Genomic DNA, 14,326 nt, shown 5'->3' with positions numbered 1-14,326 from the left:
TCTTCTCCTGGCAAGCTCCAGGTCACGGGAGTGCCACCCGCCGGACGGCGGGGAGGTTCCGCCGAACGGCGGCCCTGCGCCGGGGGCCGGTGCGCCGATGCTGGCCGCAGAGCCGCCGGGCACACTCGTGCCCCCTGTGTGAGGAGACGCCATGACCCAGGCCCCGCCCCCGTTCGACCCCGAGCTCGCCGCCGCGCTGGAGCTCATCAAGGACGTGATCTCGCCCGGTCTGACGATGGACGAGATAGCCGACGTCCGCCAGGGGCCGGGGATCGAGATGCTGGCGGATCTGGATCTGACGGTGGACGGCTTCTTCGAGGTCGAGGACCGTGCGGTGCCGGGCCCCGAGGGCGCGCCCGAGATCTCCCTGCTGATCTGCCGGCCGGCCGCCCCGGCGGGCGCGGATCCGCGGCCCGTGATCTACCACGTCCACGGCGGCGGCCTGATCCTCGGCGACAACCGCGTCGGCGTCGACGTCGCCCTGGCCTGGGCGAAGGAGCTGGACGCGGTCGTGGTGTCGGTGGAGTACCGGCTCGCGCCCGAGCACCCGTACCCGGCGCAGATCGAGGACGTGTACGCCGGCCTTGAGTGGACGGCGAAGCACGCGGGCGAGTTCGGCGGCGACCCGCAGCGGATCGTCGTCGCGGGGGCGAGCGCGGGTGGCGGGCTGTCCGCGGCGCTGGCGCTGCTCACCCGGGACCGCGGCGGCCCGGAGCTGATCGGCCAGCTGCTGATGTGCCCGATGCTGGACGATCGCAACGACACTCCGTCCAGCCATCAGATGGCCGGCCTGGGGGTGTGGGACCGTACGGCGAACGAGACCGGGTGGACGGCGCTGCTCGGTGCGCGTCGGGGTGGGCCCGATGTGCCGGCGTACGCGGCGCCGGCACGTGCGCAGGACCTGTCGGGACTGCCCCCTGCCTTCCTGGACGTCGGTTCGGCGGAGACGTTCCGTGACGAGGTGGTCGCGTATGCGTCCCGGATCTGGCAGGTGGGCGGTGTGGCCGAGCTGCACGTGTGGCCCGGCGGCTTCCACGGGTTCGACGGGTTCGCGCCGCAGGCGGCGCTGTCGCAGGCCTGCCGGGCGGCGCAACTGGCCTGGTTGAGGCGGCTGCTGAGCCGGTGACGACGCGGTGCGCGCGCCCACGCGGCGAAGCCGCACGTCCACACGGTCCCGCACCCCTCGATGCCGGCCGCGGGTCCCGGGGCTTGACCGCATGCCGCACCATGGGCCTATGAAAGAGCTGGCCGGGCGCCTGACCGCGCTCGATCCGGATGCCGGAGCCGCCGTTCGGGTCATCGCCTACTTCGATCGGCTCGCCGAGTCCCGCGCCGGGCTGGAGGCGCTGGTGCGCGGTGCCGCCGTGCTGGCCGGGGTGCCGGCGCGGCTGAGGGACGCGGACCGGCGGGTCCATGTGCGGGTCGAGGCCGACGGGACGCGCCGGGAGAGCGATCTGCCGCCGGACCCCGCCTGGCCGTCGGCCGCGCTGGCGCCGGGCGGTGCTCCCGCGCTGTGGCTGGAGCGGGACGGGCAGACGGAGCCGAGTGTCGTGGACGCGGTGATCCTGGAGCGGGCCGCCGGTGTCATACGGCTCGTGCTCGACCGGACGCGCGGACGGGCCCCGGCCGATGATCCGGCCCTCGTCGAGACCGTCCTCGACGGCACCGCTGCGGAGGCGGCGCGGCTGCACGCGGCGCGCGGTCTTGGCCTCGACCCCGCCGCGCCGGCCCGTGTCCTGGCCCCGCTGGACGGGCGGCCTCGTATCGCGCCCGCACACCTGGACGCCGAGCCGCCCGCCGGCCGCGTGGGCGTGGGGCCCGCCGTCCCGGTGCTCGACCTGCCGCGCTCCTGGTCCGAGGCCCGCGTCGCCCTCCGGTTCACGGCCGAGGGCACCGCACAGGACCCCGGCCCCCGTGTCGTCCACGCCGACGAGTTGGGCGGCATCGCCCTCCTCGCCGGCCTCGTCGCACCGGGTGCCGAGCCGCCGCCCGACGTACAGGCGCTGGAGTCGGCCGCCGCGGCCGCGCCCTGGCTGCTCGCCACGCTGCACGCCGTCGCCTCGACGGCGAGCCTGCGGGCTGCGGCGGCCGAGATCAACGTCCACCACTCCACGCTCCAGGAGCGGCTGGCGCACGCCGAACACCTGCTGGGCTGGCCGCTGCGCAGCCCGCAGGGCCGGTTCAGGCTGGGCCTGGCGCTGACCATGCGGCATCTGACGCGGGCCTAGCGGTGCGGGCCGCCTGCCGGAGGACACCGGCGCCATGAGCGCCACGGAGCCCACGCTCACCGCCCTGAGAACCTCGTCCGAGGTCACCGGCTCCGTTGACGCGATCTCCGATGTGGACGTACACATGGCCGCTATGAACGCCCCTCACCTCCCCCTGTCCGGCATCACCGTCGTCAGCCTGGAGCAGGCCGTGGCCGCCCCGTACGCCACTCGGCAGCTCGCCGATCTCGGGGCGCGGGTGATCAAGGTCGAGCGGCCGGGGGACGGGGACTTCGCCCGCCGGTACGACACGACGGTGCACGGGCAGTCCAGCTATTTCGTCTGGCTCAACCGGTCGAAGGAATCCCTCACGCTGGATCTGAAGGCCCCCCGGGGTCTGGCGATCCTGCACCGGCTCCTCGACACCGCCGACGTGTTCGTGCAGAACCTGGCGCCGGGCGCCGCCGACCGTCTCGGCCTCGGCATCGACGCGCTCGGCAAGCGGTGGCCGCGGCTGATCCCGTGCACGATCTCCGGGTACGGGACGTCCGGGCCGTGGGCCGACCGGAAGTCGTACGACCTGCTGGTGCAGTGCCAGACCGGGCTGGTGTCACTGACCGGCACCGCCGACGAGACCGCGCGCGTCGGCATCTCCGTCGCCGACATCGCCGCCGGGATGTACGCGTACAGCGGCGTCCTCACCGCCCTGTACACGCGCGCCACCACGGGCACGGCCCACCCGGTGGAGGTGTCCCTGTTCGAGGCGCTGGCGGAATGGATGGGCCAGCCCGCCTACTACACCCGCTACGGCGGCACCCAGCCGCCGCGTCTGGGCACCCAGCACCCCACCCTCGCCCCGTACGGCGCCTACCCGGCCGCCGACGGCAAGGAGGTGCTGTTCTCCATCCAGAACGAGCGCGAGTGGACCGCGCTGTGCGCGCGTTTCCTCGGCCGGCCCGAGCTGACCGACGACCCGCGCTTCGCCACCAGTTCCGCGCGGGTGGCCCACCGCGACGAGCTGAACGCCGTCGTCGCCGAGCGCTGCGCCCGCTCCGGCGCCGAGGAGATCCTCAAGGACCTGGAGGCCATCAACATCGCCTGCGCCGGGGTCAACGACGTCGCCGCGTTCCTGGACCACCCGGTCCTGGCCGAGCGCGGACGCTGGCGCGATGTGGCGCTACCCGGCGGGGCGACCGCGCAGGCGCTGCTGCCGCCGGCCGACCTCGCGGGCATGCCCGCGCGCATGGACCCGGTGCCCGCGGTGGGCGAACACACCGAAGCGATCCTGGCCGAACTCGGCCACAGCGGCGAGGAGATCGAGGCCCTGCGCGCCGACGCCGTCATCTAGCGACGGCTCGGTGTCTGCACGGCCGGCCCGCCGACTTGATCCGGTCGAACGCCCCGCGCCCTTCGTCCGTCACAGTGTCGGGCGGCGCCTGCACCGCCCCGTCCGGCTCATCGCCGTCCACTCGGGGGGATCCATGCCTACGACCACGCGTACGACCGCTGCACGCACCGCCCTGTTGCTCACCGCACTCGGGCTGCTCGCCACCGCATGCGGCACCGGCGCCGCGAGCGAGGACCGGTCCGAACCGGCGCCCGACACCGCGCCCCGCGCCCGCGAGGTGGCCAGGGCCTGGGACGGTTCAGCGGCGGCCGCCATCTGGCTGGAGGGTTACTACCCGTTGGGCGACCCGGTGCAGCTGCCCGAGGACGCCTTCCACAACGCCGCCGACAAGGAGGCGTACATCACCCAGAACTTCACGCTGCGCGGCGATCTCCCCGAGACCCCGCAGAAGCAGGCGAAGGTGACCTGGAAGAACGGTGACTCGCTCACGCTGCCGCTCATGGGGGCGCGGACGGCGTACGAGAAGGTGGGCGGCATCAACGGCCCCGGGCCGCGCCTCACGGTGACCGGGGCGAAGCTGGGCGAGATGACGCTGGCCACCAGCCGCGGCCCTGCCACCGTCCCGGCCTGGCTGTTCACCCTGGAGGGCTACGACACCCCGCTCAAGCGGGTCGCCCTCAGCTCCTCGAAGCATCCGAAGCCGCCCATCGGACCGGCCGGCCACCTCAGCGGGGAGCTGTGGGAGCTGAACAAGGTGGTCGAGGTCGCCGCCGACGGCCGGTCCGTCACCGTGCTGGCCCACCACGGGTCGTGCGACGACGGACCCGCCGTGGACGTGCTGGAGACGGACGACAGCGTCGTGCTGTCCGCCTACTGGGTCGGGACGAGGGCCGGTATCTGCACGCTGGATCTGCGTGCCGAGAAGGTGAGGGTCGCGCTGGACCGCCCGCTCGGCGACCGGATCCTGCTGGACGCGTTCACCGGCCGCCCGGTGCGCGGCGCCGAGTGAGTCACAGATCCCGGAGGACCTTCACATCCCAAGGCCCCAGGGGTACTTCGGTGGCGTACTCAGCGCCGGACAGCACATCCCGTCCGCCCTCCGGCACGGGGACGGTCACCGCGTCCCACGACCAGTTGTGCAGGAAACGGACCCGGCGGCCGTCCCGGGAGCGGGCCGAGGTCGACGTGACGCTCGGGTGCGGCGGACGCCAGGCCTCGCCGGCAGGGGCCGCCCACCGGAGCAGGGCCTTGGCGAAGGCCGGGGCCGGGACGGTGCCGACGTAGGTGATGCGGCCCGCGCCGTGGGGGTGTGTCGTGGCGGCGGGCCAGCGGCCGAAGTGCGGGTGTTCGTACGTCGCCAGCCGCTGCGCCCCCTGCGGCTGCAGACCGTCGGCCCAGTGCAGGGCCCGGGCCTCGGGCGGAAGGGTCAGTCCGCCCGCGCCGGTCACGGGCAGCGGGGCGTCCAGATTGCTGAACTCGTCGTACGTCACTCCGGCCGCCTCGGCCAGCCGCGCGGGCTGGACGTCGGTGCGGGCGCGTGCCTCGTGGTCGCCGTAGGCGGAGCGCGGGCCGAGCACCAGGTGGCCGCCCTGTTCGGCGTAGGCCTTCAGGCGGTCCAGGGTGGTGTCGTCGGCCGCGTAGTAGGCCGGGACGACCAGGACCGACGGCAGGTCGGCGCCCGGGAGTTGGCCGGGGTGGAGGATGCGGGACTGGAGGCCTGCCTCGAAGGCACCCCGGTAGAAGGCGTCGAAGACGGTCGCGTACGACCGCTTGTCCGGGCCTCCGTCGGGTACGGCCAGGGGCGGCTGTGCCTGAAGTGCCCATTTGCTGGGGCCGTCGTGGAGGAAGGCGACGTCGGCGTCCGGGGTGAGCGCCGCGACCAGGTCGCCGGCCTTTTCCAACTCCTTCCCCAGCGCGGCGAGTTCACGGTAGACGCGGCCGGGGCGGCCGTTGTGCGGCAGGATGCCGCCCCAGTAGGTCTCGGCGCCGAAGTGCAGGGTGTGCCAGTGCCAGTACTCGATCATCGAGGCGCCGCGTGAGATCAGCGCCCAGGCCGCCTGGCGGTACTGGCCGTCGTAGGCCGGTCGGTTGTTCCACGGCCCGCCGATGGCCTGCGCGTTGGTCTCCGTGACCAGGAAGGGCTCCTGGCGGGAGGAGTACATGCGGTCGGCGCTGCGGTACAGCGCCCAGGTCCCGTTGGTCGTCCAGTCCTGGCCGGTGCGGTTGCGGTCGGGCAGGGCGAGGGCGTCCTGCATCGTGTAGTACGGGTTGCCGGCGGTGACGTCCAGCCGCTCGGTCAGCTTGTCGTCCTCGACGCCCTGGCGGTCGTAGGAGATGCAGGTGGTGACGAACTGGCCGGGGCGGGCGTACTCGCGCACGATCTCGGCCTGCCAGGCGATGAACTCGGTGGTGAGACGCGCCTGGAAGCGGCGCCAGGCCAGGTCGTACTGCGGCTGGACGTTGCCGTCGGGGGTCCACAGGTCGGCCCAGGTCGAGAGGCGGTGGGACCAGTAGACAAGGCCCCACTCCCGGTTGAGGGTCTCTACGTCGCCGTAGCGTTCGCGCAGGTCGTCGGTGAAGCGCTGGAAGACGCCGTGGTTGTGGAAGAGGTGCAGGCCCGGTTCGTTGTCGACCTGGAAGCCGATGACGGCCGGGTGGTCGGCGTAGCGGCCGGCGATCTTGCGGATGATCCGCTCGGCGTGGAAGCGGAACGCCGGGTGGGTGAAGTCGACCTCCTGACGGGCGCCCCAGCCGTGGCGCCGGCCGGTGCGGTACTCCCCCGCGATCTCCGGGTACTGCCGGGCCAGCCACGGCGGGACCGCGTACGTCGGTGTCCCGAGGATCACCGAGATGCCGCGCTCGTGGGCGCCGTCGAGGACCGGCTGGAGCCAGTCGAGGGCGAAGCGGCCGTTCTCCGGCTCCCAGGTCGACCAGACGGACTCGCCGACCCGGATCACGGTGAAGCGGGCCTCGACCATCAGGTCGAGGTCGTCCTTGAGGCGTTCGTGGGGTCGGTACTCGTGATAGTAGGCGGCGCCGAACAGGACTCGGGGTGGCAGTGCGAACATCCTTCTCCAATACGGTGGTTGAGGGGAGCCTCAGCCCTTCACGGCGCCCGTGGACAGGCCTTCGAGGAGCTGCTTGCGCAGTACGACGAAGAGGGCGACGGCGGGCAGGACGGCGAGGACGGCTCCGGCGAGGACCAGGTCGTACTGGCGCTGCTCGGAGACGAACAGGGTCTGCAGGCTGAGCGGCAGGGTGTACTGGGAGCTGTCGGAGACCAGGACCAGGGGCCACAGGAAGCTGTTGTAGCTCTGGAGGAAGGTCCATACGGCGAGGGCGCCGAGGGAGGGCCGCAGCAGCGGCAGCACGATCCGGCGGAAGATGCCGAACTCGCTCGCGCCGTCGACAGGTATTGAACAGGAACTCCTTCGCCGCCCGGGTGCTTGCCTTGTCCCTGATGGCACCGAAGCCGGTGCCGCCCGCGGGCGGGTTGGCCGCGCCGCCTCCAGCGAACCGGGGCAGCGCCTTGACCCGCCATCTCCCCTTCTGCTCGGGCACGTTGGACACCAGGCCGTAGTTCTTGTACCAGATCGCCATGGGGAGCCCGATGACCCGGCCCTGCTTCAGGGCGGTCTGCATCGCCGCTCCGTAGTAGTCGGAGACGTCGATGACGAAGCCGGTGCGCAGTCCGTCGCACAGGAAGCGCAGGACCTCCTCGGCCTCCGGCGAGTCGAGGACGAGATTCTGGTCGGCGTCGAAGAAGGCGCCGCCGCGCTGGTAGAGCAGCATCTGGAAGGACTGCACGACCTGGCCGACGTCGCTGCCGACGGTGGAGACGACGCGCATCGAGGCGCCGTGGTCGCGGTGGACGCGGGCGCCGAGTTCGGCGAACTCCTCCCAAGTGGCGGTGTCCTTGGGCAGCTTGTACCGGTCGAAGAGGTCGTCGCCGTAGAAAGTAGACGACCATCGGGGTGTCCGAGTCGAGGGCGTAGACCCGGCCGTCCTTGCTGAAGGGTGCCGTGCGGGCGGGCAGCAGGTCGTCCTTGAGGCCGGGTACGGCGGCTATGTCGTCGGTGAGGTCGTACAGCAGCCGTTCGGCTATGTCGCCGCGCAGCATGCGCGGGAAGCTGCCGATCTCGAAGCCCACGAGGTCGGGTGTGCCGCGGCCGGCGACGGCCTGGGCGAGGAGTTGGTGACCACGTCGGGGGCTCCGGCGCGGGTGACCTTCAGGTGGTAGCGGAAGTCGGTGAGCCGGTCGGCCTGCGGTGAGGGCGGTGGTGGCGGCTTGTGAGCAGGCGGTGAGTGCGGCGGCCGTGCCCAGGCCGAGGGCGCCGCGCAGGAGGGTGCGGCGGTTCGGGTGGGGTGGTGGGTACACACGTGACTCCTCACGTGGTGCGGCTACAGGTGTGCGGGTCCGCTGGAGGCTCGTACGATCAACTCGACGGCCGCTTCGGGGTGTTCGGCCGGTTCGTGGCGGTGCTCGATCAGGGTGAGCAGATGGTCGACGGCGCGGTCGGCTACGGCGGTGAACTTCTGCCTGACGGTGGTCAGGGGTGGGCAGAGGTAGGCGGCGGCCGGGATGTCGTCGTAGCCGACGACACTGACGTCGCCGGGGACGTCGCGGCCCGCCTCCGCGAAGGCGTGCAGGGCGCCGATCGCCATGTCGTCGTTGGCCGCGAACACGGCGGTGACGTCGCCCAGTCGGGCGAGCTGCCGCCCGGCCGCGTATCCGGCGGCCGGTGTCCAGTCGCCCTCCAGGGCGAGCGGCGGTTCGGGGGCTCCGGCGGCGGCCAGGGCCTCGCGCCAGCCGCGCAGGCGGTCGCGGGCGGCCCACCAGTTCTGCGGGCCGGGGATGTGCCAGACGGTGCGGTGACCGAGGGAGAGCAGATGCTCGGTGGCGATGCGGGCCGCGTCGACCCCGTCGGCGCCGACGATCGCGCCCACGCCCTCGGTGAGTTCGACGCCCTCGCCGAGGCTGATCACCGGCACGTCCGCGCTGAGTCTGAGCGGTGCGCCGTCGTCGATGGGTTCCGACAGCACGATCCCGTCGACGCCCTGCTCCAGCAGCGCGTCCACGGCGACCGAGACCTTCTGCCCCTCCAGGGTGCTGGCCAGGGCGAACGAGTATCCCGCCCGCTGCATCGCCCGCTCCAGGGCGATGAGCAGGGTCGACGGGCCGTACAGGGCGGTGCCGAGCGAGACGACGCCGATGCGCCGGTAGCGGCCCAGGAGCAGGGCGCGTGCCGCGTTGTTCGGGCGGTAGTCCAGTTCCCTGACGGCCCGGAGCACGCGGTCGCGTACCTCGGGGCTGACGTGCGGTTCGCCGTTGACGACCCGCGACACCGTCTTCTGGGAGACACCGGCGGCACGGGCGACCTCGGTCATCGTCGTCGCCATCCGGGCTCCCGGGGTCGTCGTCGGAGATGACCACGTAGTCAAGGCTTGTAGCAGCGTGGTTGGCGCCGCTCTGACTACGTAGTCATGTCAGTGTCGGCAGCCTTCGGCGTCCCGTCAATGGTCCGTGCGTCAACGAGTGCGCGGAAGGGACCCGGCCGCCGCCAGGGCCTGTTCGGCGTATCCGCGGCCGAAGAGGACCGCGTGCACCAGGAGCGGGAACAGCTGGTGGAGGCCGATGCGGTCGGTCCAGCCGGGGGCGAGGGGCGCGGCCTCCTGGTAGCCGTCCAGGATCCGGTCCAGGTGGGGGCAGCCGAAGAGGTGGAGCATCGCCAGGTCGGTCTCGCGGTGCCCGCCGTGTGCGGCCGGGTCGATGAGCCAGGCGTGCCCGTCCGCGCCCCACAGGACGTTGCCGTTCCACAGGTCGCCGTGCAGCCGGGACGGTGGCTCGGCGGGACCGGCCAGTTCGGGAAGCCGCTCGCAGGCCCGCTCGATGACGGGCGCCTCGGTGGAGCGGAGGGTGCCGTCGTCGACCGCGCGGCGCAGATACGGCAGCACCCGGTGCTCGGCGTACCAGCGGGGCCAGTCGGGGCCGGTGACGTTGCGCATAGGGGCGAGCCCGATGTAGGCGTCCCGCGGGCCGCCGGGCGGCGCGGCGCCGAACGCGGGGGCGCCGGTGGCGTGCAGGGCGGCGAGGTCGCGGCCGAAGCGGTGGGCCGCCGCGGCGTCGGGCCGACCGATCGCCACGCGGTCGGTGACCAGCCACTGACCGTCGTGGCCGTGCACGGCCGGGACACGGACCGTGCCGGCGTCGGCGAGCCAGCGCAGTCCGGCCGCCTCGGCCTGTGCGGCACCGTCGCCGTCGCCGCGCTTGACCATCACCGTCCGGCCGTCGTCGAGGGTGACTTCGGCGAGCGTGCCGGAGAGACGGCGTTCCCCGGTCACCGGACGCCCGGTGAACCGCGCCGCCATGATGCCCGGGCCCTCGAAGCTGTTGCGCACGGCCTCAGGGTACGGGCGCCTTCGGCGGTCGGGGAGCCTTTTCGGTGGCCCGCGCGGCCTGTTGTGGCCGGCCCCGGCGCGAATGTTCCGGACTGGCTCGGGGCACCAGGATTCGCGCCGTCCTCGCACCGTCCTCGAGCTCGCCCGACGGTTCGCTCCCGCGCGCTGCACACCAAAAACGGGACGTGGCGACGCCTCGGGCCGCGGTCAGCCGTGGGCGGCAGCCTTCGGAGGCCGGTCGTTGGCGACAGCGGGTGGCGGCGGCCTTCGCCGGTCAGCCGTTGACGGGGGCCTTCGGCAATCAGCCGTTGGCAGCGGCCATCGGCGGTCAGCCGTTCGCGGCGGCCATCGGCGGTCAGCCGTTCGCGGCGGCCTTCTTGATCGCCTCACGGATCCGGGAGTAGGTGCCGCAGCGGCAGACGTTCTCGATGCGGTCGATGTCGGCGTCCGTCGGCCGGGGTGTCTTCTTCAGCAGGGCGGCCGTGGCCATGATCTGGCCGGGCTGGCAGAAGCCGCACTGGGCGACGTCGCAGTCGAGCCAGGCCCTTTGCACGGGGTGCAGCCGGTCGCCGTCGGCCAGGCCCTCGATGGTGGTGACCTCGCGGTCGGCGCAGTCAGCGACCGGGACGACGCACGGCTGGATCTCCTCGCCGTCGAGATGGCTGGTGCAGGCGCGGCAGGCGCCCACGCCACAGCCGTACTTGGGGCCGGTGACGTGCAGCAGGTCGCGCAGCACCCACAGGAGGGGCATGTCGGCGGGGGCCTCGACGGTGACCCGCTTCCCGTTGAGGGTGAAGGTGTAGGAGGGCATGGGGACCTTCTCTTCGGGTGGCTCAGAAGTTCAGGGGGAAGCGGCGCGGCTTGGTGCCGGTCGCGCGGGCGTAGGCGTTGGCGACGGCTGCGGACGCGGCCGGGACGCCGAGTTCGCCGGCGCCGCCGGGGTCGCGCCGGGAGGGCATGATGTGCGCCTCGAAGCGCAGCGGGGCGTGCCGCTGGCGGGCGTAGTGGAAGTCGGCGAAGCTGCTCTCGCGGACGGCGCCCTTGTCGATGTGCAGGCCGGCCCGCAGCACGGTGGAGATGCCGTCGACGGCGGTGCCCATGAGCTGGGCCTCCAGGCCGCGCGGATTGACGGCGATTCCGACGTCGGCCGCCATCACCACCTTGGTCACCCGGGGGTTCTTCGGATCACCGGCGTCGACCTCGACGAGGCAGGCCACGCAGGAGTCGTACTCCTCGTGGACGGCGACACCCTGTGCGTGGCCGCGTGGCATGGTCCGGCCCCACTTTCCCGCGGTCGCGACCTTCTCCAGCGCGGCCTTGACGGTCTTGCTGCGCAGGGTCGTACGGCGGAATGCGACCGGGTCCTTGCCGAGGCTGCGGGCGACCTCGTCGACGACGATCTCCTCGGCGGTGCGCACCGTGCCGGAGTCCACCGAGCGCCAGGCGCCGAGCGGGATCGCCAGTTCGACCGAGCCCGAGTCGCCGGAGAGGCGGCCGAAGTTGTACAGGCCGCTGTCGCTGGGGAGTGGCGCGGCCGCGGGGGCGCGCGAGCCGCCCTGGGTGGACAGGCCCCGGTCCCCGAAGGACTCGGTGACCGAGGCCATGGAGTGGGCGAAGGCCACCACGCGGCCCCGGGCGTGGCTGGCCCGGATGCGGTGGTGGGTGGCCGGGCGCATTCTGCCGTGCCGGACGTCGTCGGACCGGCTCCACATCAGCTTCACCGGCCGGCGCGCCTTCTTGGAGATGACGGCGGCCTCGATCGCGGCGTCGTAGGTCAGGCGCCGTCCGAACGAGCCGCCGCCGCGGATCACATGGACCCGCACCTTCGACACCGGCACTCCGACCGCGGCGGCGATGTCCTCCCGCGCCGACTGCGGGGTCTGGGAGGAGAACCAGATCTCGGCCTGCCCCGCCGTCACGTCCGCCACGGCGGTGAGAACCTCCATCGGGGCGTGGCTGACGAAGGCGAACTCGAACTCGGCCTCGGTCTGCGCCGATCCGCTCGGCGGGGTACCCAGCTTCGGTACGGCGGCGCGCAGCCGGGAGCGGATCCGGTCGTCGGAGAGGTTGGCCAGCGGTCCCGGCGCCCACTTGACGCGCAGGGCGTCGCGGGCCTGGAAGGCGTGGTGGAAGGTCTCCGCCACCACGGCGACCCCGCCGTCGAACCGCACGACCGCGTGGACCCCGGGCATGGCGCGGGCGGCCGCGGAGTCGACCGAGACGACCTTGCCGCCGAGCGTCGGCGGCCGGGCCACGACCGTCGGCTTCGCTCCGGCCGCCGTGAGGTCGCCGGTGTACTCGGCCTTGCCGGTGACGATGTCGTGGGCGTCGATGCGGGTCGTGGGCCGTCCGATCACCCGGTGCTTCGACGCCGGTTTGGGCGCGGTCGACACGGCGGGCCTGGTGATCCGGGCGGCGCTTCTGGTGAGCGATCCGAAGGTGGCCGAGCGGCCGTCGGGGCCGAAGACGCGGGTGCCGCGGGTGCGCAGGGTGCGCGCGGGGACGTGCCAGCGGCGGGCGGCCGCGGTCACCAGCTTGGCGCGGGCGGTGGCGGCCAGTTGGCGGGCCGGTCCGTACAGCGAACTGACCGAGTTGGAGCCGCCGGTGAACTGGTTGCCCTCGCTGCGGGCGTCCGCGAGCGGGATCCGGACGTCGGCGAGCCGGGCGTCGAGTTCCTCGGCGATCATCATGGCGACGGCGGTGGTGACGCCCTGACCGACCTCGACGCGCGGCAGCCGTACCACGACCTTGTTGGCCGGGGTGACCTCCAGGACCAGCATCTCGCCGTCGGTGCCGGTGACCAGGACGTCGGAGGCGCGGCGCGCGCCGTCCGCGCCTTCCTCGGCGCCCTCGGCCGTGGAGCCGTCGCAGCCGAGCGGTGCCGCGACGGTGAGGGTCGTCGCCGCGAGCGAATAGACCACGAACTGTCGACGGGACAACTGACGGGCCAACACGCCCTCCTCTCCACGAACCCGGGGTGGTTCGACCTCTATGAGGGGCCTGTGCACGTCAAGGTTGCGCCGGTTGGCAACACCATCGATCCGGACATCGGGCTACGGCGCGGGCGGCCGCAGGCCGGTGCTCCAGGCGAGCTGCCGTATCAGCTCCTCGTCGCCCTGCCGGTTCGCGCCCCCGGCTCGGGGTCCGGGGCCCGACGGGGTGTGGGTGCCGCGGGAGATGTTGCCGCTGACGGTGATGTTGTTCTCCACGCGGGGGCGGCGCAGTGTCTCGTACAGGGAGAGCGCGGCGTCGGTGTCCGGGGCGTCCCTGAGGGACTTGGCGAGGACGACGGCGTCCTCCAGCGCCATCGACGCGCCCTGCCCGGTGGCGGGGGACGCCGCGTGGGCCGCGTCGCCGATGACCAGGGTGCGGCCGGAGCGCCAGGGCGCGCCGGTGGGGAGTTCGGTGGCGTTGGTGACCATGAGGTCGTCGGCGGTGGCCGCGACGAGGTCCGCGGCGGGGGTGGCGTCCTTGCGGAGCCGTGGCAGCAGCAACTCGCGCCGGCGGGCCGGGGTGCCGTGCTCGATGTCGTCCGCGGCCAGGGGCTCGTCGGCGACGCGCGCGAACCAATGGGCCTCTCCCTCGGGCGAGATCGCGTACCCGAAGGAGACCGAGCTGCCGCGCACCATGGTGATGGTCTCGGCCCTGCCTGCCTCGGGCGCTTCGCGCGTGTAGCCGTAGAAGACGTGCTGTCCGGCGTAGAGGGGCCGGGTGTCGGGGGCGGTGAGCCGGCGGACGGTGGAGTTCAGGCCGTCGGCGCCGATGAGCAGGTCGCCGGTGGCCGTGGTGCCGTCGGCGAAGTGGGCGGTGACGCCGTCGGCGCCGTCCTCGACCGCGACGAGGCGCATGCCGTGCCGGATGTCGATGCCTCTGCGGGTGACCTCGGCCTGCAGGGCGGAGTTGAGGTCGCCGCGCCGCACGCACCGGTACCGCAGGCGCGGCGTACCGGCCTCGCCGAGCGGCACTCGGGCCGTTTCGGCGCCGGTGTCGTCCAGGACGCGCATCGAGGTCAGCGGGAAGCCGATCGCGGTGACCGCGGCCGACGCGTCCACCTCCGCCAGGGCGCGCATGCCGTTGCTCGCCAGCGTGAGGAACGCGCCGATGTCCGCGGCGGAGTCGGGATGCGCCTCGTACACGGCGACGTCGAATCCGGCCTTGTGCAGGGCCAGAGCCGCGCCCGTGCCGGCGATTCCGCCCCCTACGACCGTCAACCGCGTCACATCGCCCCCTCGATTCGCCTGCGACCGCCGTGCGCACCGGCGTCCTTCGTGGAACGTGCCAGGTCCGGTCAGGGTTCCCGGTCGAGCCGCCGATCACTGCAGGTCCGGACCGCGAAGTTCCGCGACAGTGCAACCATTCGACCAAGGCGGCA

General features: G+C 73.1%; 11 protein-coding genes and 1 pseudogene. 4 read left to right on the top strand and 8 right to left on the bottom strand.

Annotation, left to right across the window (positions count from 1 at the left end):
* Window positions 1-151 precede the first annotated feature (151 nt).
* From ACP4J3_RS27975 to ACP4J3_RS27960, 4 genes are all read left to right on the top strand, one after another.
* Window positions 152-1,126 carry an alpha/beta hydrolase gene (locus tag ACP4J3_RS27975; RefSeq protein WP_426538811.1) on the top strand — a complete coding sequence of 325 codons (975 nt, stop codon included), beginning with the start codon at window positions 152-154 and terminating at the stop codon, window positions 1,124-1,126.
* Window positions 1,127-1,235: 109 nt separating this feature from the next.
* Window positions 1,236-2,228 (top strand): helix-turn-helix domain-containing protein, encoded by a 993-nt coding sequence (locus ACP4J3_RS27970; protein WP_426538810.1) that lies wholly within the window; start codon window positions 1,236-1,238, stop codon window positions 2,226-2,228.
* A gap of 133 nt (window positions 2,229-2,361) precedes the next feature.
* Window positions 2,362-3,555, top strand: coding sequence for a CaiB/BaiF CoA transferase family protein (locus ACP4J3_RS27965; RefSeq protein ID WP_426538838.1), 1,194 nt, complete (start codon window positions 2,362-2,364; stop codon window positions 3,553-3,555).
* A gap of 133 nt (window positions 3,556-3,688) precedes the next feature.
* Window positions 3,689-4,564 carry a hypothetical protein gene (locus ACP4J3_RS27960; protein ID WP_426538809.1) on the top strand — a complete coding sequence of 292 codons (876 nt, stop codon included), beginning with the start codon at window positions 3,689-3,691 and terminating at the stop codon, window positions 4,562-4,564.
* A 1-nt stretch (window position 4,565) separates the two neighbouring features.
* Here ACP4J3_RS27960 and ACP4J3_RS27955 read toward each other — a convergent pair whose 3' ends face one another.
* The 8 genes and pseudogenes from ACP4J3_RS27955 to ACP4J3_RS27920 all read right to left on the bottom strand — a co-directional run bounded on the left by ACP4J3_RS27955 (window position 4,566) and on the right by ACP4J3_RS27920 (window position 14,174).
* The gene (locus ACP4J3_RS27955) at window positions 4,566-6,623 is read right to left on the bottom strand and encodes a beta-galactosidase (RefSeq protein WP_426538808.1); all 2,058 of its coding nucleotides are present in this window, start codon (window positions 6,621-6,623) and stop codon (window positions 4,566-4,568) included.
* A 30-nt stretch (window positions 6,624-6,653) separates the two neighbouring features.
* The gene (locus ACP4J3_RS27950; protein WP_426538807.1) at window positions 6,654-6,926 is read right to left on the bottom strand and encodes a hypothetical protein; all 273 of its coding nucleotides are present in this window, start codon (window positions 6,924-6,926) and stop codon (window positions 6,654-6,656) included.
* A 109-nt stretch (window positions 6,927-7,035) separates the two neighbouring features.
* A pseudogene (locus tag ACP4J3_RS27945) lies at window positions 7,036-7,479 on the bottom strand (extracellular solute-binding protein); the annotation flags it as partial.
* A 477-nt stretch (window positions 7,480-7,956) separates the two neighbouring features.
* The gene (locus ACP4J3_RS27940; protein ID WP_426538806.1) at window positions 7,957-8,955 is read right to left on the bottom strand and encodes a LacI family DNA-binding transcriptional regulator; all 999 of its coding nucleotides are present in this window, start codon (window positions 8,953-8,955) and stop codon (window positions 7,957-7,959) included.
* Window positions 8,956-9,084: 129 nt separating this feature from the next.
* Window positions 9,085-9,924: a fructosamine kinase family protein gene (locus ACP4J3_RS27935; protein WP_426538837.1), complete on the bottom strand. Its 840-nt coding sequence runs from the start codon at window positions 9,922-9,924 to the stop codon at window positions 9,085-9,087.
* A gap of 385 nt (window positions 9,925-10,309) precedes the next feature.
* Complete coding sequence (locus tag ACP4J3_RS27930; RefSeq protein ID WP_426538805.1) at window positions 10,310-10,765, bottom strand: (2Fe-2S)-binding protein; 456 nt, start codon at window positions 10,763-10,765, stop codon at window positions 10,310-10,312.
* 22 nt (window positions 10,766-10,787) lie between these two features.
* The gene (locus ACP4J3_RS27925) at window positions 10,788-12,875 is read right to left on the bottom strand and encodes a molybdopterin cofactor-binding domain-containing protein (protein ID WP_426538836.1); all 2,088 of its coding nucleotides are present in this window, start codon (window positions 12,873-12,875) and stop codon (window positions 10,788-10,790) included.
* A 132-nt stretch (window positions 12,876-13,007) separates the two neighbouring features.
* Window positions 13,008-14,174 carry an FAD-dependent oxidoreductase gene (locus tag ACP4J3_RS27920; RefSeq protein WP_426538804.1) on the bottom strand — a complete coding sequence of 389 codons (1,167 nt, stop codon included), beginning with the start codon at window positions 14,172-14,174 and terminating at the stop codon, window positions 13,008-13,010.
* Window positions 14,175-14,326 lie beyond the last annotated feature (152 nt).

The organism is Streptomyces sp. UG1 (assembly GCF_049974585.1).
Classification (GTDB): domain Bacteria; phylum Actinomycetota; class Actinomycetes; order Streptomycetales; family Streptomycetaceae; genus Streptomyces.
This window is presented reverse-complemented; position numbering and strand designations above follow the sequence as displayed.

What these genes read in the sequence shown, in the direction of transcription:
- ACP4J3_RS27975 (WP_426538811.1), top strand. Translation starts at nt 152, where the DNA reads ATGACCCAGGCCCCGCCCCCGTTCGACCCCGAGCTCGCCGCCGCGCTG.
- ACP4J3_RS27970 (WP_426538810.1), top strand. Translation starts at nt 1,236, where the DNA reads ATGAAAGAGCTGGCCGGGCGCCTGACCGCGCTCGATCCGGATGCCGGA.
- ACP4J3_RS27965 (WP_426538838.1), top strand. Translation starts at nt 2,362, where the DNA reads ATGAACGCCCCTCACCTCCCCCTGTCCGGCATCACCGTCGTCAGCCTG.
- ACP4J3_RS27960 (WP_426538809.1), top strand. Translation starts at nt 3,689, where the DNA reads ATGCCTACGACCACGCGTACGACCGCTGCACGCACCGCCCTGTTGCTC.
- ACP4J3_RS27955 (WP_426538808.1), bottom strand. Translation starts at nt 6,623, where the DNA reads ATGTTCGCACTGCCACCCCGAGTCCTGTTCGGCGCCGCCTACTATCAC.
- ACP4J3_RS27940 (WP_426538806.1), bottom strand. Translation starts at nt 8,955, where the DNA reads ATGGCGACGACGATGACCGAGGTCGCCCGTGCCGCCGGTGTCTCCCAG.
- ACP4J3_RS27935 (WP_426538837.1), bottom strand. Translation starts at nt 9,924, where the DNA reads ATGGCGGCGCGGTTCACCGGGCGTCCGGTGACCGGGGAACGCCGTCTC.
- ACP4J3_RS27930 (WP_426538805.1), bottom strand. Translation starts at nt 10,765, where the DNA reads ATGCCCTCCTACACCTTCACCCTCAACGGGAAGCGGGTCACCGTCGAG.